Genomic DNA, 20,734 nt, shown 5'->3' with positions numbered 1-20,734 from the left:
CTGTTCGCCTGTTACGCGCTATCTTTCAAGCCAGCAAAACGCAGTCATCAGATTGGCTGCGTCATCAAGCCAACCGATTTTACGCCTGCACTGTGTAACAAGTTCAGCGCTTTAATTATTTCATCATAAGGCACGTCTTTCGCACCACCGATTAAAAAGACCGTTTTCGGATTGGTCTGCAGGCGACTTTTCGCTTCCGCGATAACCTGCTCCGGCGGCAGTTGATCCATACGATCTTTCTCAACGACCACGCTGTATTGCCCTATCCCGGAAACTTCAATAATGACCGGCGGTTCGTCGTTACTGCTGACAGCTTGCGATTCGGTCGCATCCGGCAGGTCGACTTCCACACTCTGCGTAATAATCGGCGCAGTTGCCATAAAGATCAGCAACAGCACCAGTAGTACGTCGAGCAGCGGTACAATATTGATTTCGGACTTGAGTTCGCGACGACCTCGTCCACGCGTTCTGGCCATGGCTTACCCCTTGTTGCTCTCGCTAACGGTAAACGCCTGGCGGTGCAGAATCGCGGTGAACTCTTCCATAAAGTTGTCGTAATTCAGTTCCAGCTTGTTCACGCGCTGATTCAGTCGGTTGTAAGCCATAACCGCCGGGATTGCCGCAAACAGACCGATAGCCGTTGCAATCAACGCTTCCGCGATACCCGGTGCGACCATTTGCAGCGTTGCCTGTTTTACCGCGCCTAACGCGATAAATGCGTGCATGATCCCCCAAACGGTACCGAACAGACCGATATACGGGCTGATGGAGCCGACGGTGCCGAGGAATGGAATATGCGTTTCCAGCGTTTCCAGTTCACGGTTCATCGAGATACGCATCGCACGGGATGCCCCCTCAACGACCGCTTCCGGCGCATGACTATTCGCCCGATGCAGACGCGCAAACTCTTTGAATCCGCTGTAGAAAATTTGTTCCGAGCCCACCAGGTTATCACGACGCCCCTGGCTTTCCTGATACAGGCGCGACAATTCAATGCCGGACCAGAACTTGTCTTCAAATGCTTCGGCTTCACGTGAAGCCGCATTAAGAATACGGGTCCGCTGGATAATAATGGCCCAGGATGCGATTGAGAAACCAATCAAAATCAACATGATAAGTTTAACCAGAAGGCTTGCCTTCAGGAACAAATCAAGGATATTCATGTCAGTCACTGCTTAAACTCCGCGACAATAGACTTGGGAAGCGCACGAGGCTTCATTTTGAGTGGATCAACGCAAACAATCAGAACTTCGGCTTCATTCAGCACGGTGTTCTCTGCGTTGACAATGCGTTGCGTGAAAACCAATGAGGTGCCACGCATTGACGTAATTTCGGTTTGGACTTCGAGCATATCGTCGAGCCGGGCAGGCGCAAAATACTCCAGCGTCATCTTGCGCACCACAAAGGCTACACGTTCAGCCAACAGGACCTGCTGACTGAAGTGATGATGACGCAGCATTTCTGTGCGTGCTCTTTCGTAAAAAGCGACGTAGCTGGCGTGGTAAACCACCCCTCCGGCATCGGTGTCTTCATAGTAGACACGAACCGGCCATCGAAACATATACTTGTTCATTCTTACTGCCTCTTTGTTGGCTTCGCCCACTCACACCGGTCGCTTAACTTTGTAAGCGCCTGGTGACTCGCGTTCTTGCCGCCGCGATGCTTCAAGAATGTCGTTGTATATCGCGCTGTATTCACTTTACATCCCGGTAATGCAATTAAGTTGCGTCCTGATGGTCCAGTGTCGCCACCGCACACAACTCCAGGGCACAACCTTAGGTTAATGCTTTCAAACTTCGCTACTATACGCGCGGGAATGGTGGTTTGGAATGGGGGAAAGTAAACGGAGAGTAAAAATTTATGGGCTTATGCAAGCCCATAAATTTTTAAGGATGTTTCTTATTCAAAAGAAGAAGAAAATCAGACCAACAACCAGGACGATATCTGCGATTAGCGGGCAGAAAATGCCCTGCCAGTGTACGGCGCGAGGACGAAAACCAACGCCGTGAATGATGCCTGCGCAGACCGCCCACATCAGCAGGAGACCATGCCAGATTTCCAGCTCACTGGTTTTGGCCGCGAAACGTGACGGATCCCAGAATATGCAACCAGCCAACACGATTGCCAGCACAAAGGAAAGCGCCCGCAAGGGGCGCTTGTCCATCGCGTTATACTGCATCGCGATAATGTTGGTCATCAGCTATCTTCTTGTCCGGCTTTGCCTGATTCAACGTGCTCAAGCGCCAGCGCTGTGATTATCCCAAATGCACAGGCAAGAAGCGTTCCCAAAATCCATGCGAAATACCACATTTTAAGCTCCTTACTTAGTACAGAGAGTGGGTGTTGCTTTCAATATCTTCTTTGGTGATGCGACCGAACATCTTCCAGTAACACCAGCCGGTGTACAGCAGAATGATCGGAACGAACACACAAGCTACATACGTCATCAGATTCAGCGTCAGCTGGCTGGACGTTGCATCCCACATGGTCAGACTTGCGTTCATCATGGTGCTGGATGGCATCACAAACGGGAACATTGCGATACCAGCCGTCAGGATGATGCAGGCTAACGTCAGTGAAGAGAAGACGAACGCCCATGCCCCTTTCTCCATACGAGAAGTCAGGATGGTCAACAGCGGCAGAACCACGCCCAGTGCAGGAACCAGCCACAGGATAGGTGCATTGTTAAAGTTCACCATCCATGCGCCAGCCACGCGAGCCACTTCTTTGGTCAGCGGGTTAGAGGCGGCATGATGATCCAGTGCTGAGGTCACAACATAACCGTCAATACCGTAAATCACCCACACACCAGCCAGCGCGAAGCAGACCATAGTGACCAGTGCCGCAACCTGCGACGTTGCACGCGCACGCAGATGCAGTTCACCTACCGTACGCATTTGCAGATAGGTCGCGCCCTGGGTGATGATCATCCCAACACTCACGACACCCGCCAGCAGACCAAACGGATTCAGCAACTGGAAGAAGTTACCGGTGTAGTACAAACGCATGTAGTCGTCTACGTGGAACGGAACCCCTTGCAGCAGGTTGCCGAACGCCACGCCAATAACCAGCGGTGGAACGAAGCTACCAATGAAGATGCCCCAGTCCCACATGTTGCGCCAGCGCATGTCTTCAATCTTGGAGCGGTAATCAAAACCGACCGGACGGAAGAACAAAGACGCCAGTACCAGGATCATCGCCACATAGAAACCGGAGAACGCAGCGGCATACACCATCGGCCAGGCAGCGAACAGTGCGCCACCCGCGGTGATGAGCCAAACCTGGTTACCGTCCCAGTGCGGGGCGATGGAGTTAATCATAATTCGACGCTCGGTATCATTACGACCGAGGAAACGGGTGAGCATGCCCACCCCCATGTCGAAGCCATCAGTGACCGCGAAACCAATCAGCAGAATGCCAACCAGCAGCCACCAGATAAAACGCAATACTTCATAATCGATCATTTGACGACTCCTGTCTTAGCGTGCCGGCTGAGAAGTCACAGTGGACTGCTCGTAGTGATAACGACCGGTTTTCAGGCTACTCGGCCCAAGGCGTGCGAACTTGAACATCAGATACAGTTCAGCCACCAGGAACAGGGTATACAGGCCGCAAATCAACAGCATCGAGAAGATGAGGTCGCCAGCGGTCAGCGAAGAGTTCGCTACGGCTGTTGGTAACACTTCACCAATCGCCCACGGTTGGCGGCCGTACTCTGCAACAAACCAACCGGATTCAATGGCAATCCACGGCAGAGGAATCGCATACAGCGCGGTGCGCAGCAGCCATTTTTTCTCACCGATACGGTTACGAATCACGGTCCAGAAGGACACTGCGATGATTGCCAGCATCAGAATGCCGCACGCCACCATAATACGGAAAGCGAAGTACAGCGGCGCAACGCGAGGAATAGAATCTTTCGTTGCCTGCTGAATTTGCGCTTCGGTCGCGTCGGTGACGTTATCCGTATAGCGTTTCAGCAGCAGACCATAACCCAGGTCTTTCTTCATGCTGTTGAACTGGTCGCGAACGGCCTGATCGGTAGTTCCTGCACGCAGTTCTTCCAGCAGTTGATACGCTTTCATCCCGTTACGGATGCGCTCTTCGTGCTGCACCATCAGGTCTTTCAGACCAATGACCGGTGTATCAACAGAGCGGGTGGCAATGATGCCCAGCGCATAAGGAATTTGAATCGCAAAATGGTTTTCCTGCGCATCCTGGTCCGGAATACCGAACAGGGTAAAGGAAGCCGGTGCAGGCTGCGTTTCCCATTCTGCTTCAATAGCAGCGAGTTTGGTTTTCTGCACGTCACCCATTTCGTAACCGGATTCATCACCCAGAACGATAACAGACAGAATAGCAGCCATACCAAAGCTGGCGGCGATTGCAAAAGAACGTTTAGCAAACGCGAAGTCACGACCGCGCAGCATATAGTAGGAGCTGATCCCCAGAACGAACATCGCGCCACAAACATAACCAGATGCCACAGTGTGAACAAATTTCACCTGTGCTACCGGGTTGAGCACCAGTTCAGAGAAGCTCAGCATCTCCATGCGCATGGTTTCAAAGTTGAAATCCGCGGCGATTGGGTTTTGCATCCAGCCGTTCGCAACCAGAATCCACAGTGCGGACAGGTTAGAACCCAGAGCCACCAGCCAGGTGACGCACATATGCTGGACTTTACCCAAACGGTCCCAGCCGAAGAAGAACAGACCTACAAAGGTGGATTCGAGGAAGAAGGCCATCAAACCTTCGATCGCCAGCGGCGCACCGAAAATATCCCCTACATAGTGGGAGTAGTAAGACCAGTTAGTCCCGAACTGGAACTCCATGGTCAGACCGGTTGCCACACCCAGAGCGAAGTTGATACCAAACAACTTGCCCCAGAACTTGGTCATATCTTTATAAATCTGTTTGCCGGAAAGGACGTAGACCGTTTCCATGATGGCCAGCAAGAACGCCATACCTAGCGTCAGTGGCACAAACAGGAAGTGGTACATCGCGGTCAAGGCAAACTGTAAGCGCGACAGTTCGACTATATCTAACATCATGACTCCTTGCTCATCGCATGAAGACTCCGAGAGTGAACCCCGTTAGAAAGGGTCACACGCATGCCCCAATACAAATTTATCTGCTTCCCTCCGCCGCTGCTCTTTCTTCTCATTTGAAGAAAGGACAATGATGAAAGGTTACAAACATGTTAATAAAACACTCAAATTGATCCCGCAATTATATTACGCCGTAAAATCCTTACAATAAACAGGTTTTTATCGAGGTAAATTTGCATTTTTCGATAGTGATCAATTTATAGCTAATTTATCACTTTCAGACCAATTTGATCTGCAGCAATTTAACCTCTTTTGTGGCCGTTTACCAAGTTTTAAACATTGATTTAAATCAATTTTCAAATTTAATGTTAATAGTGTTTAACAGTCAGGCGACTAGTGAACGCCATGTTAACGGTATGTTTTTCAATGAGTAATTGCCGTTACTACAAATGATAGGATATTTATTTAAATCTACACGATCTTTTAACCCGCCCGACTGACAAAATTGCCAGCAGATAAAGAGTCACTATTGCCGGGTAGCTCACAGTTTTTTGTTTAGCAAGTCATGGAATTGTTATTTCATACAAATTATTCATTTAATTTTTACTTATAATTAACACCAAGATGTAACTATCTCAAATGGAAGCGAAAGCGTCCCTCATTGACAGACGCATTGGGTTTGACGTTCCTCAGCACAGCGCAGGCGTTTCGCTTAAAGCATCACTGAAAGTTATCACTCACTTCTCTTTTTCTCTTATGTGGCAACGTTTAAATATGCCACAAACAATTCATTATCATTTTTATCTTAAATTTAACAAAATATAATTATGTCATATAAGATTAAAAAATAAAAAACCGTTATCCCGTTCACAAGTTATTTAGTAAAGATAATTTTTTAAATTATAAAAAATGACACATGAATGAGACGCACAACAAAATAAGATTTCGATCACAAACATGGCAAGTCATTTATTCTTCATTTTCCTGGTGAATTAAAAAAAAACGCAAAAACAACACCCAACCATATGATAAACAAGGATTTTTATAAATAAAAAATATAACAATCATTTTGCGCAGGATATTTTGAAAATAGATCAATTGCTTCCTTTTCCGCTTACACAGAAACTCCGACCTTATTAAGAGGTTGTCACAAGCCATGTTCTAAATATTAGAAAATAATTTTCACTTATTGACCATCAGCCCTACAGAGGATTACCCATGAAGAAATCTACACTTGTTATTGGCGTCATCGGTGCTGACTGCCATGCAGTAGGTAATAAAGTTCTGGATCGCGTTTTTACTGCTCATGATTTTCACGTAATCAACCTCGGGGTGATGGTGAGCCAGGATGAATATATTGATGCCGCGATTGAAACAGGCGCCGATGCCATCGTGGTGTCCTCTATCTACGGTCATGGCGACATTGACTGCCTCGGGTTACGTGAGCGCTGCATCGAACGCGGCCTCGGCGACATTCTGCTGTACGTCGGTGGCAACCTGGTAGTTGGTAAACATGACTTCGGCGATGTGGAAGTGAAGTTTAAGGAGATGGGTTTTAACCGCGTCTTCGCACCGAGCCACGACCTGGAAGATGTCTGCGCGCTTATCACCAATGATATTCGCCAACACAATGGCCTCGAGCAGCGTTGCCTGGAAGAGGCTATCTGATGCAAACAGTTTCTGTCGATATCGGCTCGACATGGACCAAGGCTGCCCTCTTCGCCCATGAAGGCGAAGAATTAACCCTGGTAAACCATGTCCTGACCCCAACCACCACACATCATCTGGCAGACGGTTTTTTTGCCAGCCTGAATCAGGTGCTGAACGTTGCCGATGCTCGCCCGTTACTGAAAAGTGGTGAAGTGCAGTTGAAATACTCCTCCTCGGCCAAGGGTGGACTCGCCGTTGCAGCAATGGGGCTGGTGCCTTCCATTACGCTGGAATCAGCAAAAGTTACCGCCCATTCGGCAGGAGCGAAAATCGCGCAATATTATTCGTACAAACTGAACCGGCATGACATCCAGGAGCTGGAATCATCACCGCCAGACATTCTGTTGTTTACCGGCGGTACTGACGGTGGCGAAGAAAGCTACGGCCTGGCGAATGCGCATGCGCTGGCAGGCTCAACGCTTGATTGCGCCATTATCTACGCTGGAAATCGGGACATTCAGGACGAAATACAAACGATTCTGGGACATAAAGATCTGACCACGGTAGACAACATTCTGCCTGACCTCGATCACCCGAATCCGTTTGCCGCGCGCCAGGCGATTTGCGATGTGTTCTTGTCACGCATTGTCAAAGGTAAAGGTCTGGACGTCATCGTCGGCGAAACCGGTGAAGAGCCAATGCCGACGCCATGGACGGTATATGAGTTAGTCAAAGCCATTAGCGATTACGACAGCGCATGGAAGGAATTCATGCTGATTGATATGGGCGGAGCCACCACGGATGTCTATTCGGCCAGCGCGAATACCCTCTCCCCCGATACCGTCCTGCATGGTGTTCCTGAACCGTTCGTCAAACGTACCGTTGAAGGCGACCTGGGAATGCGCGTTTCCGCCGTCGTGGTGGGAGAAAGCACGCAGGATATGGTGAAAGTCATCTTCGCCCAACAACCGCAGCGCGAGGAAGCGTTTTACCGCTACCTGCGTCATCTGGTTGGGCAACCGGATTACCTGCCGCTCAGCGAGGAGGAGAAGTATTTCGACACCCTGCTGGCAGGTTTGTGCGTGGGCTATGCCGCTGAGCGCCACGCGGGCACTAAAAAGCAGGTTTGCACCTGCGTGGGTAACGTGGATTTACAGATGGGTCGCGATCTCACCACCGTACGCAAAGTCGTCGGTTCAGGGGGATGGCTCTCTCGCGCCAGCCAGTTCGATATCCAAAACTGGCTCAAATACCGGGAGCTGGACGACCAGGGTAAAAGAATTTTGTTACCGAATCAGTTTGAGTATTACCGCGATTCAAATGGCCTGCTCCCGCTACTGGCAAACGTCGCCAGGCTGTACCCGCAAGCCGCTGCTCGCACCAGCATTCAGTGTTTAACCCTATAAAACTTAAGGCAGCTACGAATGGAACTTCGAAATAAAAAATTGACCCATGACGAATTCATGACCGAAAGGCATCAGGTATTACAAACCTGGGAAACCGGCAAAGACGTTGAGAACTTCGAAGATGGCGTGAAGTACCAGCAATCAATTCCGGATAAAAAGCGCTTCTCCCTTGCTCTGCTGAAGGCCGATCAGGAAGGGAAAACCCTGAGCCAGCCGCGCGCAGGCGTAGCATTAATGGATGAGCATATTGCGCTGCTCAAAACATTGCAGGAAGAGTGCGACCTCCTGCCGAGTACTATCGATGCCTATACCCGTCTGAACCGCTATGAAGAAGCCGCCGTCGGGATCCAGAAATCTATCGAAGCAGGTACTTCCAAGCTGAATGGTTTACCGGTCGTCAATCACGGGGTTGCTGCCTGCCGTCGTATGACTGAAGCGCTGGAAAAACCGATCCAGGTTCGTCACGGCACGCCGGATGCGCGCCTGCTGGCAGAAATCGCCATGGCCAGTGGCTTTACCAGCTACGAAGGCGGCGGCATCTCCTACAACATTCCTTACGCTAAACGTGTCACTCTGGAAAAATCCATCCGCGACTGGCAGTACTGCGACCGCCTGATGGGCCTGTACGAAGAGAACGGTATTCGTATCAACCGTGAACCATTTGGCCCACTGACCGGCACCCTGATCCCGCCGTTTATGTCCCACTCGGTGGCGATTATCGAAGGTCTGTTGGCTCTGGAACAAGGCGTCAAGTCAATTACCGTTGGCTACGGCCAGGTCGGTAGCCTAACGCAGGATATTGCAGCGATTCAGGCGCTGCGCGAACTTTCCCACGAATATTTCCATAACCACGGCTTTGACGATTACGAACTGAGTACCGTTTTCCACCAGTGGATGGGCGGATTCCCGGAAGATGAAGCAAAAGCCTTCTCCGTTATCGCCTGGGGCGCAGCGGTTGCCGGTATGTCAGGTGCCACCAAAGTGATCACCAAAAGCCCGCACGAAGCGTTCGGTATCCCAACGGCGGCAGCGAACGCCCAGGGTCTGAAAGCTTCACGCCAGATGCTCAACATGGTCAGCGACCAGAAATTCCCGCAGTGCGCTGCCGTGGAGCAGGAAGTTGATCTGATTAAGAGCGAAGTCCGCGCGGTGCTGAAGAAAGTCTTCGAACTGGGCAATGGCGACATTGCGCGCGGTACAGTGCTGGCCTTTGAAGCAGGCGTACTGGATGTACCTTTCGCGCCTGCCGCCTGTAACGCCGGTAAGATCCTGCCTGTTCGCGATAACACAGGCGCCATCCGTATTCTCGAAGCCGGCTCCGTTCCGCTGCCGAAAGACATTCTCGCCCTGCACCACGACTACGTCGCAGAGCGCGCGCATTTCGAAGGCCGCAAGCCTTCTTTCCAGATGGTCATTGATGACATCAACGCCGTATCCCACAGTAAATTAATAGGAAGACCATAATGAAAATTAAACAGGCCCTTTTCACAGCTGGCTACTCCTCATTTTATTTTGACGATCAGCAGGCCATCAAAAACGGCGCCGGTCATGACGGGTTTATCTATACCGGCGCTCCGGTAACGCCTGGATTTACGTCTGTTCGTCAGGCGGGTGAATGCGTATCCGTACAGCTGATTCTGGAAAACGGCGCGGTAGCGGTGGGCGATTGTGCAGCAGTGCAATATTCAGGTGCAGGTGGACGCGATCCGCTGTTCCTGGCTGAAAACTTCATTCCGTTCCTTAACGATCACATCAAACCGCTGCTGGAAGGCCGCGACGTTGATTCGTTCCTGACCAACGCCCGTTTCTTTGACGAACTGCGTATTGACGGCCATCTGCTGCATACCGCCGTACGTTATGGTCTGTCTCAGGCGCTGCTCGACGCGGCGGCACTGGCTACCGGTCGTCTGAAAGCAGAAGTGGTTTGTGATGAATGGCAACTGCCGTGCGTCCCGGAAGCCATTCCATTATTTGGCCAGAGCGGCGACGACCGTTATATCGCCGTCGACAAGATGATCCTCAAAGGTGTGGACGTCCTGCCGCATGCGCTGATCAATAACGTAGAAGAGAAGCTGGGCTTCAAAGGCGAAAAACTGCGTGAGTACGTCCGCTGGTTGTCTAACCGCATCCTGAGCCTGCGCACCAACGAAACCTATCACCCGACGCTGCATATTGATGTCTACGGCACCATCGGTCTGATCTTCGATATGGATCCGGTGCGTTGCGCCGAATATATCGCCAGCCTGGAAGCCGAAGCTCAAGGCCTGCCGCTGTACATTGAAGGCCCGGTAGATGCCGGTAACAAGCCGGATCAGATCCGCATGCTCACCGAGATCACTCAGGAGCTTACCCGTCTGGGTTCCGGCGTGAAAATTGTTGCGGATGAATGGTGTAACACCTATCAGGATATCGTGGACTTCACCGACGCGGGCAGTTGCCACATGGTGCAGATCAAGACCCCGGATCTGGGCGGTATTCACAACATCGTCGATGCAGTGCTGTATTGCAACAAACACGGAATGGAAGCCTATCAGGGCGGTACCTGTAACGAAACGGAAATCAGTGCGCGTACCTGCGTACACGTCGCGCTGGCTGCGCGTCCAATGCGCATGCTGATCAAGCCGGGTATGGGTTTCGATGAAGGTCTCAACATCGTGTTTAACGAAATGAACCGCACCATCGCGCTGTTGCAAACTAAGGATTAAGAGATGGCACGCACATTTAAGATCTTATCGCCTACGGCTATCCTGGGTTATGGCTTCCCGGAAGAAAGTTTTCGTAAAGCCATGGAAGAGTCACCGGATCTTATTGCTGTTGACGCAGGTTCCTCCGATCCAGGCCCCCACTATCTGGGGGCGGGTAAACCCTTTACCGACCGGGCCGGTGTGAAACGCGATCTGCGCTATATGATCGTGGCAGGCGTGAAGAACAACATCCCGGTAGTGATCGGCACGGCTGGTGGCTCTGGCGCAGCTCCGCATCTGGAGTGGTGTCGCCAGATAATCCATGAGATCGCACAGGAAGAAAAACTGTCCTTCTCAATGGCGTTAATCCCGTCTGATGTCGACAAAGAAATCGTTCATCAGGCGCTGGATAACGGCAAAATCACCGCGCTCGATTTTGTGCCTGAACTGACTCACGATGCAATTGAAGAGAGCACCTACATTGTCGCGCAGATGGGCGTCGAGCCTTTTCAGCGTGCGCTCGAAGCTGGCGCGCAGGTGGTTCTGGGCGGACGTGCCTACGATCCGGCCTGCTTCGCCGCGCTGCCAATAATGCAGGGCTTTGATGAAGGTCTGGCACTTCATTGCGGGAAGATCCTTGAGTGTGCTGCCATTGCTGCCACCCCTGGCTCCGGCTCAGATTGTGCGATGGGGATCATTGATGACAACGGCTTTACGCTGAAGGCGTTCAATCCCAAGCGTAAGTTCACTGAAACTTCCGCTGCGGCGCACACCCTGTATGAGAAGTCCGATCCGTACTTCCTGCCAGGACCAGGCGGCGTGCTGAACCTGAAAGCGTGCACCTTTACCCAGGTTAACGAGGGCGAAGTGTATGTCAGTGGTTCACGTCATGAAGAAACACCGTATGCGTTGAAACTGGAAGGCGCGCGTCAGGTTGGCTTCCGTTGCCTGACCATCGCCGGAACGCGCGACCCAATTATGATTGCCGGGATTGACACCATTCTCGAAGAGGTACAGGCAAGCGTGGAGCGTAACCTCTCACTGAATGACGACAGTATCCGCATGACGTTCCACCTGTATGGTAAGAACGGTGTGATGGGCAACCATGAACCGATGAAAACCGCCGGTCATGAGCTGGGGATTTTACTGGATGTCGTTGCGCCGACGCAGGATATCGCCAACAGCGTTTGCTCGCTGGTACGCTCTACCCTGCTGCACTACGGCTATGAAAATCGCATTGCGACTGCGGGCAACCTCGCCTTCCCGTTCTCGCCATCTGATATTCAAAGTGGACCGGTGTATGAGTTCTCGATCTATCACCTGATTGAAGCGAGCGATGCGCTGCGATTTGATTTCCACATTGAACAGGTGACGCCAGAAGGAGTTCAGGCATGAAACACTCAATTTGTTCACTGGCGCAGGTTATTCGCTCCAAAAACGCCGGACCGTACGAACTGGTTTTAGATATTTTATTTAAAACCAGGGAAGACTATCAGCGGGTAAAAGCCTGCGAGCAATTAACACCGCAGCTTATTGCCAGTTTATATAATGTTGAACCTGATTTTATTCACAATATCGTGTGGTTCGATCCGGCGAATGCCGTAAAAATCGTCATGCCGCGCGATATTATTTCCGGCAACGTCGGTGATAATGATGTTTATGGTGCTCAGCAACACGCTCCATTATTAAGTATTGAGTTCGACTTGTAACAAAAAACACAATAACAACCATTGGAGCACAGAATTCAGCGGTATCACAGTGCTTCGAATTATTCATGCGGTTGGTCACAACAGGCGTGCGTCTGAGCTGCTGTCCAGGCTCAGGCGCACACCACCCTACACAATTCCAATTACCAGCCTTTATCCGATGGAGTACACATGAAGAAAATAAGTTTAACGAAGATGATCATATTAGGCCTGATACTCGGCATGATTGCCGGGGTGGCCATAAATAATATGGCCGCGGCTGAAACAGCAAAATCCTATGCAGCAGATATTTCTATTTTTACCACCATATTCTTACGCATGGTAAAAATGATTATCGCGCCATTGGTTATTTCAACTCTGGTTGTTGGTATTGCCAAAATGGGCGATGCCAAAACGCTGGGACGTATATTTTCGAAAACCTTCTTCCTGTTTATTTGCGCCTCTCTGGTGTCAATTGCACTGGGTCTGGTTATCGTTAACATCTTCCAGCCAGGCGCGGGGATCAACTTCGTGCCACATGACGTCGGGGCCGTTGCCGCCGTTAAGTCAGAGCCATTCACGCTGAAAGTGTTTATCTCGCACGCGGTACCGACCAGTATTGTCGATGCGATGGCGCGTAACGAAATTCTGCAGATCGTGGTGTTCTCAATTTTCCTCGGTTGCAGCCTGGCCGCGATTGGTGAAAAAGCCGAGCCTATCGTGAAGGTTCTGGATTCACTGGTACACGTGATGCTGAAGCTGACGGGCTACGTCATGCTATTTGCACCATTGACCGTTTTTGCCGCTATTTCTGGTCTGATTGCCGAACGTGGTCTGGGTGTGATGGTCAGCGCCGGGATCTTCATGGGTGAATTCTATCTGACCCTGGGTATGCTGTGGGCAATCCTGATTGGCCTGTCAACCATGATAGTCGGGCCTTGCATCGCGCGTTTGACCAAATCAATCCTCGAGCCTGCACTGCTGGCCTTTACTACCTCCAGCTCAGAAGCCGCCTTCCCTGGCACCCTGGACAAGCTGGAAAAATTCGGCGTTTCTTCAAAAATCGCCAGCTTCGTTCTGCCTATCGGTTACTCCTTTAACCTGGTCGGCTCCATGGCGTACTGCTCATTTGCCACCGTCTTTATTGCTCAGGCGTGCAACATTGAGCTGAGCATGGGCGAGCAAATTACCATGCTGTTAATCCTGATGCTGACCTCTAAAGGGATGGCGGGCGTACCGCGTGCATCAATGGTGGTTATCGCCGCAACCCTGAACCAGTTCAACATTCCTGAAGCTGGTCTGATCCTGTTGATGGGCGTCGATCCGTTCCTTGATATGGGTCGTTCTGCTACCAACGTCATGAGTAACGCAATGGGTGCTGCCATTGTAGGTCGCTGGGAAGGTGAACACTTCGGCCAGGGTTGTCGTGGCACTGCACCAGTGAAGACCCCGGAACAAGAACGTCCGGTTACCGAAACAGAAGTCGCGTTGTCCTGATACGACGTTATTGCCGGATGACGCTTACGCTTATCCGGCCTACATAACGTTTAACTATCCGTTGGCCGGATAAGGCGGTAAGCCGCCATCCGGCACCATGATGAGCACACCAACAGGATTGCACCATGACTAAAACTCTTCTCGGCGTGAGTATTTTTTCCTTCAGCGTTTTGTTTAGCGCAACGACTCTCGCGCAAACCACGCCGGATTACGCAAAGCTTATCGACCAGGCACATCAAAAATATAAAAGTAACCACGATGGAAAAGTCGCCGACTACATCCCTGCCCTGGCGACCTACAGCCCGAATAACTTTGCCATCACCATTGCCACGGTGGACGGCAAGATCTACCAGGTTGGCGATGTTAACAAACCCTTCCCCATGGAATCCCTGAGCAAAGTCTTCACCATGGCGCTCGCCATGGAACAGCACGGCCCTCAGGTGGTGCTGGACAAACTCGGGGCCAATGCCACTGGCATGCCCTTCAACTCCGGTTTAGCGGTTGAGCTGACCAAAGGCGCACCTGAGAACCCGCTGGTAAACGCCGGGGCGATGAGCACCGTTAGCCTGATTGAAGCCAAAGACAAAACCGATCGCTGGAACAAAATCCTCGACAACCTGAACGTCTGGGCCGACGCCACGCTCACGGTTAATGAGCCGGTCTTTAAATCCGAGATGGAAACCAACCAGCACAATCAGGCACTGGCGAAGCTGATGGAATCCTATAACAGCTTCTATGGCAATACCGACGAAGCTGTCGAAATTTATACCCGTCAGTGCTCGGTGGATATCACCGTTGAGCAACTGGCCAAAATGGGGGCGGTACTGGCGAACAAAGGCAAATCTCCATTCAACGGCAAGCAGTTGCTGAATGAAAAATATGTTCCGCAGGTGCTGGCAGAAATGGCGATTGCCGGACTATACGACGGCAGCGGTAAATGGCTCTACACCGTGGGCATCCCGGCAAAAAGCGGCGTCGGCGGCGGAATGGTCGCCGTTGTCCCGGGCGAATATGCGATTGCCGTCTATTCTCCGCCGCTGGATGAAGCCGGTAACAGCGTTCGCGCCCAGAAAACGATCGAATATGTCGCCGAAGCGACAAAAGCCAATGTCTTTTTAGCGCATTAAGCAATTACGGATGGCGTGAGCGCCATCCGACATATTAACTAAAAGGTGAGATGTAAACATGTCTAAACCATTTGTCTGGCAGGAACTCTTTGTTCAGAGTAAAGATAATACCGAATATGAATTACTGAGTAACCAGCACGTTGCGGTAACGGAGTTAGACGGAGAGGAAGTGATTAAGGTTGCGCCAGAAGCGCTAACCTTATTAGCCCAGCAGGCATTTTATGAGGCTTCATTTTTCCTGCGCGCCGGACATTTAAAACAGATAGCCAGCATTCTGCACGATCCGCAGGCCAGCAGTAACGATAAGTACGTCGCATTGCAACTGCTACGCAATGCTGAGGTTTCGGCCAAAGGCGTCCTGCCCAACTGCCAGGATACCGGGACGGCAACCATTGTGGCCTGCAAAGGACAGCATGTCTGGACCGGCGGCGATGACGCAGAAGCATTAAGCAAAGGCGTGTACACCACCTTCACCGAAAACAACCTGCGTTACTCGCAAAATGCCCCGCTGGACATGTATACCGAGGTCAATACCCAGACTAACCTGCCGGCGCAAATCGACATCAGCGCCACGCCGGGTAATGAATACCGTTTCCTGTTCGTCAACAAAGGCGGCGGCTCTGCTAACAAAGCGGCGCTGTTCCAGGAAACCAAATCTATTCTGCAGCCGGAAAAGCTCACCGCGTTTCTGATCGAAAAAATGAAATCACTGGGTACAGCCGCCTGCCCGCCGTATCACATCGCTTTCGTCGTTGGAGGCTTGTCCGCCGACCAGACGCTGAAAGTTGCTAAACTGGCTTCAACTAAATATTACGATAACCTGCCCACCAGCGGGAACGAACTGGGTCAGGCATTCCGCGATACGGCGCTGGAAGCCGAGCTGCTTAACGCCAGCCGCGAGTTTGGCATCGGCGCGCAGTTTGGCGGCAAATACTTTGCCCACGATATCCGGGTGATCCGCCTGCCACGCCACGGCGGCTCCTGCCCTATCGCCATGGCTCTCTCCTGCTCAGCCGACCGCAACATCAAGGCCAAAATCAACAAACACGGAATCTGGCTGGAAAAACTCGAGCATAATCCGGGCAAATTTATTCCCGACTCACAGCGGGTGGAAAATGGCGCCCAGACCGTACAACTGGATCTGAATCGTCCGCTGCGCGAGATCCTGCAGGATCTCACCACTCTGCCAATTGGGACGCGTTTATCGTTAAACGGCCCGATTGTTGTGGCTCGCGATATCGCGCATGCCAAAATCAAAGAGCGCCTGGATAACGGCGAACCGATGCCAGATTACATGAAAAACCATATCGTCTATTACGCGGGCCCGGCTAAAACCCCCAGTAATCTGGCCTGCGGTTCGCTCGGTCCTACAACCGGCGGGCGCATGGACGGTTACGTCGATGCTTTCCAGGCCGCGGGCGGCAGTCTGATCATGTTGTCGAAAGGCAACCGCAGCGCGCAAGTCACGGATGCGTGTCGCAAACATGGTGGTTTTAACCTCGGCAGCATTGGCGGCGCCGCAGCCTTGTTGGCGCAGCAGTACGTGAAGAGCCTGCACTGCCTTGAATATCCCGAGCTGGGAATGGAAGCGGTGTGGATGATGGAAGTTAAAAATATGCCGGCCTTCGTATTAGTGGATGACAAAGGCAATAACTTCTTTAGCCAGTTTGAGCAGCAGCACCGCTGCGCAACCTGTCCGGCAGGACATTAAGGAGTCACCATGGAAGCGCGAGCCAATAATGACAGACACCGCCAGCGTCAGCAGAAACTGAAAGAACAGGTTGATACCCGCGTGGCGGCGGCAACGGAGAAGAAAGGGATCCTGATTGTCTTCACCGGCAACGGTAAAGGAAAATCCACCGCAGCCTTTGGTACGGCAACGCGCGCGGTTGGTCACGGAAAAACCGTTGGCATCGCGCAGTTTATTAAAGGCCAGTGGGATAATGGCGAGTACAACACGCTGCAACCGCTCGGTGTCGAATTTCATATTATGGGCACCGGATTTACCTGGGAAACCCAAAATCGGCAAGCGGATATCGAGGCGGCAACGGTAGTCTGGCAGGAAAGTAAGCGCATGCTGGCTGATCCGCAGTACGATCTGGTGGTGTTGGATGAGCTCACCTACATGCTGGCTTACCACTATCTGGACACCCAGGAGGTTATCAGCGCCATCGAAAATCGCCCTGTGGAGCAAAGCGTCATCGTGACCGGGCGCGGATGCCATGCGCTGTTACTGGAACTGGCCGATACGGTCAGTGAAATTCGCCCGGTCAAGCACGCGTTTGACCGCGGGATTCAGGCACAGATTGGAATCGACTGGTAGCCGTTCTTTTGCCGGATAACGATGCTAACGCGTCTTATCCGGCCTACCAATCGTTGTAGGCCTGATAAAGCGCAAACCACCATCAGGTAGCCGACACCACGGACTTACTGAGCAACCAGTTACGAAATGTCTGTAAATGCGCAGACTCCGATTTCTCTTCACGCCACGTCATAATGAAACGGTTCCCGGTGCGCATCGGAACATCGCAAGGAATGACCATATCTCCATTGTCCAGATCGTGCTGAATGGCAAAACGAGGAAGCAGCGCAACCCCCAGATTAGAACGGACCGCCGCAATCAACATCGACAACAGATCAAATCTCGGGCCTTTATTTACCAGCGGGCTGCTGACGTTGGACAGCGCAAACCATTCCTGCCAGCCTTTGATTCGCGTACTCTGGTGCAACAGCGGGTATTCGTTCAGCAGTTCGTGGACTGACAGTTTCCGTTCCGGTTCAGCCAGCAGACAGCGGCTGCATACTGGCAGAATTTCCTCTTCAAACAGGTACTCAACCTCTGACCACGGTGAGTAGAAATCTTCGCGCATAATTGCCGCATCATACTCACGATTAAGAAAATCACCGATATTCGCCAGCGAATGGATGTTCACGATAATATCAGGATTGAGTTTGTTAAACTCGCGCAGGTTGGGGATCAACCAATGCGTACTGAACGTCGGATTTACCGCCAGCTCAATAACCTGTACGGTCGGTTGCCAGGTCATTATTGTGGTCGTATCGCGCTCGAGTTTATTTAACGTTTCTTTAACGATACTTAAATAGTGTTTGCCGGCCGCATTTAAAAAAATACGTTTTTTGGCATGATTAAATAGCGCGGTATTAAGAAAATCCTCCAGTGCATTCACCTGGCGGAAAACAGCACTTTGTGTTAACGCCAACTCTTCAGCTGCCCGGGTATAACTTTCGTGACGCGCAACCACTTCAAAAGTTACCAGCAACTCCGTCTTGGGTATTTTTCCTCTCATAACCTCTTCCATATGCAGCGTACAAAAATAGTTTAATTTATAAAAAATAATTCAAGGCACCCAGATAAGCACCGAGAGTTATATTTTATTTTCTCCATTGATGTCATTGATCCAATCCATGATTTGCTCACACTGATGGCGGATAAATATTAACCAATAATACTCAAGCACAACAATAAACACAATTTAAATAAGGTTAAACCTAAGTAAATAGTGCCAATAAGTTCTTAATAATTTTTCAAGTCTTCTTGTTTATTGCAGAAAAAACTTTGCGAGATTAATCAATATTATCCATGCGCTAATCCTGGATAATTTCACGTTATAACTTACGGGCAAACGACTGCTTTTAATCATTTATTGATGTCGTTTGTGCCATTTTTTGACAGACGTGATAAAGGACACATTGTGAAAACTTTCGGAAAGGTCTGGCTCGTTGGAGCAGGTCCTGGTGATATTTCATTACTGACCCTCAAAGCAATGATCTGCATTAAACAGGCCGACGTCATTATTTACGATCGGCTGGTCAATCCTAAATTTTTGGAATGGGCATTACCTGACTGCCTGCTTATCAATGTCGGCAAAAATCCAGGCTTCCATTGCGTTCCCCAGGGTGAAATCAACGCACTGCTGGTCCAGTATGCCCAAACACACCACAACATTGTGCGCCTCAAAGGTGGCGATCCGTATGTATTTGGCCGTGGGGCTGAAGAAGTTGAGGATCTGGTTGAAATGGGCATCCCTTTTGAAGTTGTACCGGGTATTAGTTCTACGATTGGCGGCCTGACCTATGCCGGTATCCCGGTGACGCATCGCGATTTTGCCTCCGGCTTTCACGTGGTGACTGGCCACACGCGGGAAGGCAATCAGCAGCAGGACTGGCGTCAACTGGCGAAACTTAACGGCACGTTGGTCATCGTCATGGGTATCGCCAATCTGGCGTTTATCTGTGAAGAGCTGTTGATGGGCGGAAAATCAGCAGACACGCCCGCCGCGCTAATTATGTCCGCGACCCGAGAAAATCAACGTCGCCTGACCTGCACGCTCGGTTCATTATTGAGCAAGGCACAGGAAGCTAATATTGTTCCACCGGCGTTGATTGTAATCGGAGATGTGGTGACCCTGAGCGATCGGCTCTCTTTTATACCTGAAGCCATCACGCTGCCAGACAATCTTTACTGCGAAAGTCTGGCGTGACGAAAAGACTGGGGCGACGTTTGATGCGCCGCCCGGAAAACGCGGCAAAAGTAACTGGTTTGCGCGTATTGCAGTTTCCTGGCAATACTGTCTATGGAATGAACCGGATCGTGTAATAACTCCCCTGCTTTTTGCATTTTTTTCTGACTCACCCAGGTTTTAAAATTAACACCCTGGCGTTTCTTGAAAAACCGGCTGAAATAGTTCGCGCTTAAGCACACATGAGCCGCGACAGATTCCAGAGACAATTCACCATACAAATTCTCGTCAATATAACGCAGCGCCGCCATAAGTTTTTTCTCGTGACGTGAAGGCTCAGTGAAATAATGATGAGCGTAACGGGTTGCCGGAACTACAATCTTCTCAGAGATCAATTGTTCTTTCTCAAAATTATCAACAATAAAACTTAACAAATTTGCTGACGCCACCAGTACATTATTATCCACCATCGCAGACTGGCCCCACTCAGCTTTAATTTCGGGGTTATTAATCCATGAGTTTTTGTTATCAATAGCGATAGTTTTATATTCCTGATACTTCACCCGCACCTGCCCGCAGATAATAAAACCGTAAAGGTGTCCCTCATGAATTAATGGCATCGAGAACAGGCTTAGCCCTGCATGACAGGTGAGTATTCTGGGTTTAAGCTGTTTTAATGCCTCAAAAGCACAGTACTTGTCGCACTTTTGGCAACCTGCTCGATAGCGCTCATCCGCACGCATTAATGTGCAAAACGAATTAAAATTATGACATTCAGACAACGCTATACCGTTAATATCAACGACGACTGTGGCTAACCCAGTGGCTCGGGAGAAGAGTTCTGCGATAGAGAAAAAACGGTGTAAATAGTCATCCTGGATTTTCAGCGGCACGTTATCCTCCGGCATTAATAATATTAAGGCCGCTAATATGCAAAAATTAGCCTCAGGAAAGAATGATGCTTACCGCAAAAAATAATCTCATTTGTGCAGATGATTATGATCAATTGGCAAGAAAATTATAGCGACCACGATAATACTCTGCAGCACACCGCGACTTTGCTTTCTCAAAGATTAACGAATCTTCACACTCTCTTGTGAGACTCTTTTCGCAACACTCAACACCTAACCTCATTATTTTCAATAAATTACCCGTT

Annotated in this window: 19 protein-coding genes and 1 pseudogene; 11 read left to right on the top strand and 9 right to left on the bottom strand. The window is 50.5% G+C overall.

The window, feature by feature from the left end; translation table 11 throughout:
* Positions 1-47: 47 nt before the first annotated feature.
* The 7 genes from tolR to cydA form a co-directional block, all read right to left on the bottom strand.
* Positions 48-476, bottom strand: a complete 429-nt coding sequence (gene tolR, locus WC7_RS18265; RefSeq protein WP_003022978.1) for a colicin uptake protein TolR — start codon at positions 474-476, stop codon at positions 48-50.
* A 3-nt stretch (positions 477-479) separates the two neighbouring features.
* Positions 480-1,172 carry a Tol-Pal system protein TolQ gene (tolQ, locus tag WC7_RS18270; protein ID WP_016152312.1) on the bottom strand — a complete coding sequence of 231 codons (693 nt, stop codon included), beginning with the start codon at positions 1,170-1,172 and terminating at the stop codon, positions 480-482.
* Complete coding sequence (ybgC, locus tag WC7_RS18275) at positions 1,169-1,573, bottom strand: tol-pal system-associated acyl-CoA thioesterase (RefSeq protein WP_003831439.1); 405 nt, start codon at positions 1,571-1,573, stop codon at positions 1,169-1,171. The genes tolQ and ybgC overlap by 4 nt, the downstream gene beginning before the upstream one ends.
* Positions 1,574-1,903: 330 nt before the next feature.
* Positions 1,904-2,197, bottom strand: a complete 294-nt coding sequence (ybgE, locus tag WC7_RS18280) for a cyd operon protein YbgE (RefSeq protein ID WP_016152311.1) — start codon at positions 2,195-2,197, stop codon at positions 1,904-1,906.
* Positions 2,197-2,310 carry a cytochrome bd-I oxidase subunit CydX gene (gene cydX, locus WC7_RS25215; protein WP_003022970.1) on the bottom strand — a complete coding sequence of 38 codons (114 nt, stop codon included), beginning with the start codon at positions 2,308-2,310 and terminating at the stop codon, positions 2,197-2,199. The genes ybgE and cydX overlap by 1 nt, the downstream gene beginning before the upstream one ends.
* A gap of 14 nt (positions 2,311-2,324) precedes the next feature.
* Complete coding sequence (gene cydB / locus WC7_RS18285; protein WP_016152310.1) at positions 2,325-3,464, bottom strand: cytochrome d ubiquinol oxidase subunit II; 1,140 nt, start codon at positions 3,462-3,464, stop codon at positions 2,325-2,327.
* A 15-nt stretch (positions 3,465-3,479) separates the two neighbouring features.
* Positions 3,480-5,048: a cytochrome ubiquinol oxidase subunit I gene (gene cydA / locus WC7_RS18290; RefSeq protein ID WP_016152309.1), complete on the bottom strand. Its 1,569-nt coding sequence runs from the start codon at positions 5,046-5,048 to the stop codon at positions 3,480-3,482.
* A gap of 1,218 nt (positions 5,049-6,266) precedes the next feature.
* Here cydA and glmS point away from each other — a divergent pair.
* The 10 genes and pseudogenes from glmS (at position 6,267) to cobO (ending at position 17,420) form a co-directional block, all read left to right on the top strand.
* Positions 6,267-6,716 carry a methylaspartate mutase subunit S gene (gene glmS, locus WC7_RS18295; RefSeq protein WP_016152308.1) on the top strand — a complete coding sequence of 150 codons (450 nt, stop codon included), beginning with the start codon at positions 6,267-6,269 and terminating at the stop codon, positions 6,714-6,716.
* The gene (gene glmL, locus WC7_RS18300) at positions 6,716-8,104 is read left to right on the top strand and encodes a methylaspartate mutase accessory protein GlmL (protein ID WP_016152307.1); all 1,389 of its coding nucleotides are present in this window, start codon (positions 6,716-6,718) and stop codon (positions 8,102-8,104) included. Before glmS ends, glmL begins: the two co-directional genes overlap by 1 nt.
* Before the next feature lie 18 nt (positions 8,105-8,122).
* Positions 8,123-9,568 carry a methylaspartate mutase subunit E gene (locus WC7_RS18305; RefSeq protein WP_016152306.1) on the top strand — a complete coding sequence of 482 codons (1,446 nt, stop codon included), beginning with the start codon at positions 8,123-8,125 and terminating at the stop codon, positions 9,566-9,568.
* Positions 9,568-10,809, top strand: a complete 1,242-nt coding sequence (locus tag WC7_RS18310; protein ID WP_016152305.1) for a methylaspartate ammonia-lyase — start codon at positions 9,568-9,570, stop codon at positions 10,807-10,809. Before WC7_RS18305 ends, WC7_RS18310 begins: the two co-directional genes overlap by 1 nt.
* A gap of 3 nt (positions 10,810-10,812) precedes the next feature.
* Positions 10,813-12,183, top strand: coding sequence for an acyclic terpene utilization AtuA family protein (locus WC7_RS18315; RefSeq protein ID WP_016152304.1), 1,371 nt, complete (start codon positions 10,813-10,815; stop codon positions 12,181-12,183).
* On the top strand, positions 12,180-12,497 hold the full coding sequence (locus WC7_RS18320) for a DUF4387 domain-containing protein (RefSeq protein WP_016152303.1): 318 nt from the start codon (positions 12,180-12,182) through the stop codon (positions 12,495-12,497). The genes WC7_RS18315 and WC7_RS18320 overlap by 4 nt, the downstream gene beginning before the upstream one ends.
* A 168-nt stretch (positions 12,498-12,665) precedes the next feature.
* A pseudogene (locus WC7_RS18325) lies at positions 12,666-13,947 on the top strand (dicarboxylate/amino acid:cation symporter); the annotation flags it as partial.
* Between the two features lie 148 nt (positions 13,948-14,095).
* Complete coding sequence (gene glsA, locus WC7_RS18330; protein ID WP_016152301.1) at positions 14,096-15,097, top strand: glutaminase A; 1,002 nt, start codon at positions 14,096-14,098, stop codon at positions 15,095-15,097.
* Between the two features lie 58 nt (positions 15,098-15,155).
* Positions 15,156-16,808: a class I fumarate hydratase gene (locus WC7_RS18335; RefSeq protein WP_016152300.1), complete on the top strand. Its 1,653-nt coding sequence runs from the start codon at positions 15,156-15,158 to the stop codon at positions 16,806-16,808.
* A gap of 9 nt (positions 16,809-16,817) precedes the next feature.
* Positions 16,818-17,420 (top strand): cob(I)yrinic acid a,c-diamide adenosyltransferase, encoded by a 603-nt coding sequence (cobO, locus tag WC7_RS18340; RefSeq protein ID WP_016152299.1) that lies wholly within the window; start codon positions 16,818-16,820, stop codon positions 17,418-17,420.
* A gap of 82 nt (positions 17,421-17,502) precedes the next feature.
* Here cobO and WC7_RS18345 read toward each other — a convergent pair whose 3' ends face one another.
* Positions 17,503-18,405, bottom strand: coding sequence for a LysR substrate-binding domain-containing protein (locus tag WC7_RS18345; protein WP_016152298.1), 903 nt, complete (start codon positions 18,403-18,405; stop codon positions 17,503-17,505).
* A 405-nt stretch (positions 18,406-18,810) separates the two neighbouring features.
* Between WC7_RS18345 and cobA the strand changes: the two genes are divergently transcribed.
* Positions 18,811-19,599: a uroporphyrinogen-III C-methyltransferase gene (gene cobA, locus WC7_RS18350; protein ID WP_016152297.1), complete on the top strand. Its 789-nt coding sequence runs from the start codon at positions 18,811-18,813 to the stop codon at positions 19,597-19,599.
* Here cobA and WC7_RS18355 read toward each other — a convergent pair.
* On the bottom strand, positions 19,578-20,471 hold the full coding sequence (locus tag WC7_RS18355) for a PocR ligand-binding domain-containing protein (RefSeq protein WP_016152296.1): 894 nt from the start codon (positions 20,469-20,471) through the stop codon (positions 19,578-19,580). The two genes, cobA and WC7_RS18355, sit on opposite strands and share 22 nt — an antisense overlap.
* Between the last annotated feature and the right edge of the window lie 263 nt (positions 20,472-20,734).

This window comes from Citrobacter sp. KTE151 (genome assembly GCF_000398845.1).
GTDB lineage: Bacteria > Pseudomonadota > Gammaproteobacteria > Enterobacterales > Enterobacteriaceae > Citrobacter > Citrobacter braakii.
This window is presented reverse-complemented; position numbering and strand designations above follow the sequence as displayed.

What these genes read in the sequence shown, in the direction of transcription:
- ybgC (WP_003831439.1), bottom strand. Translation starts at nt 1,573, where the DNA reads ATGAACAAGTATATGTTTCGATGGCCGGTTCGTGTCTACTATGAAGAC.
- cydA (WP_016152309.1), bottom strand. Translation starts at nt 5,048, where the DNA reads ATGTTAGATATAGTCGAACTGTCGCGCTTACAGTTTGCCTTGACCGCG.
- glmS (WP_016152308.1), top strand. Translation starts at nt 6,267, where the DNA reads ATGAAGAAATCTACACTTGTTATTGGCGTCATCGGTGCTGACTGCCAT.
- cydB (WP_016152310.1), bottom strand. Translation starts at nt 3,464, where the DNA reads ATGATCGATTATGAAGTATTGCGTTTTATCTGGTGGCTGCTGGTTGGC.
- WC7_RS18315 (WP_016152304.1), top strand. Translation starts at nt 10,813, where the DNA reads ATGGCACGCACATTTAAGATCTTATCGCCTACGGCTATCCTGGGTTAT.
- WC7_RS18335 (WP_016152300.1), top strand. Translation starts at nt 15,156, where the DNA reads ATGTCTAAACCATTTGTCTGGCAGGAACTCTTTGTTCAGAGTAAAGAT.
- cydX (WP_003022970.1), bottom strand. Translation starts at nt 2,310, where the DNA reads ATGTGGTATTTCGCATGGATTTTGGGAACGCTTCTTGCCTGTGCATTT.
- WC7_RS18310 (WP_016152305.1), top strand. Translation starts at nt 9,568, where the DNA reads ATGAAAATTAAACAGGCCCTTTTCACAGCTGGCTACTCCTCATTTTAT.
- WC7_RS18305 (WP_016152306.1), top strand. Translation starts at nt 8,123, where the DNA reads ATGGAACTTCGAAATAAAAAATTGACCCATGACGAATTCATGACCGAA.
- WC7_RS18320 (WP_016152303.1), top strand. Translation starts at nt 12,180, where the DNA reads ATGAAACACTCAATTTGTTCACTGGCGCAGGTTATTCGCTCCAAAAAC.
- glmL (WP_016152307.1), top strand. Translation starts at nt 6,716, where the DNA reads ATGCAAACAGTTTCTGTCGATATCGGCTCGACATGGACCAAGGCTGCC.
- ybgE (WP_016152311.1), bottom strand. Translation starts at nt 2,197, where the DNA reads ATGACCAACATTATCGCGATGCAGTATAACGCGATGGACAAGCGCCCC.
- cobO (WP_016152299.1), top strand. Translation starts at nt 16,818, where the DNA reads ATGGAAGCGCGAGCCAATAATGACAGACACCGCCAGCGTCAGCAGAAA.
- tolR (WP_003022978.1), bottom strand. Translation starts at nt 476, where the DNA reads ATGGCCAGAACGCGTGGACGAGGTCGTCGCGAACTCAAGTCCGAAATC.
- WC7_RS18345 (WP_016152298.1), bottom strand. Translation starts at nt 18,405, where the DNA reads ATGAGAGGAAAAATACCCAAGACGGAGTTGCTGGTAACTTTTGAAGTG.
- glsA (WP_016152301.1), top strand. Translation starts at nt 14,096, where the DNA reads ATGACTAAAACTCTTCTCGGCGTGAGTATTTTTTCCTTCAGCGTTTTG.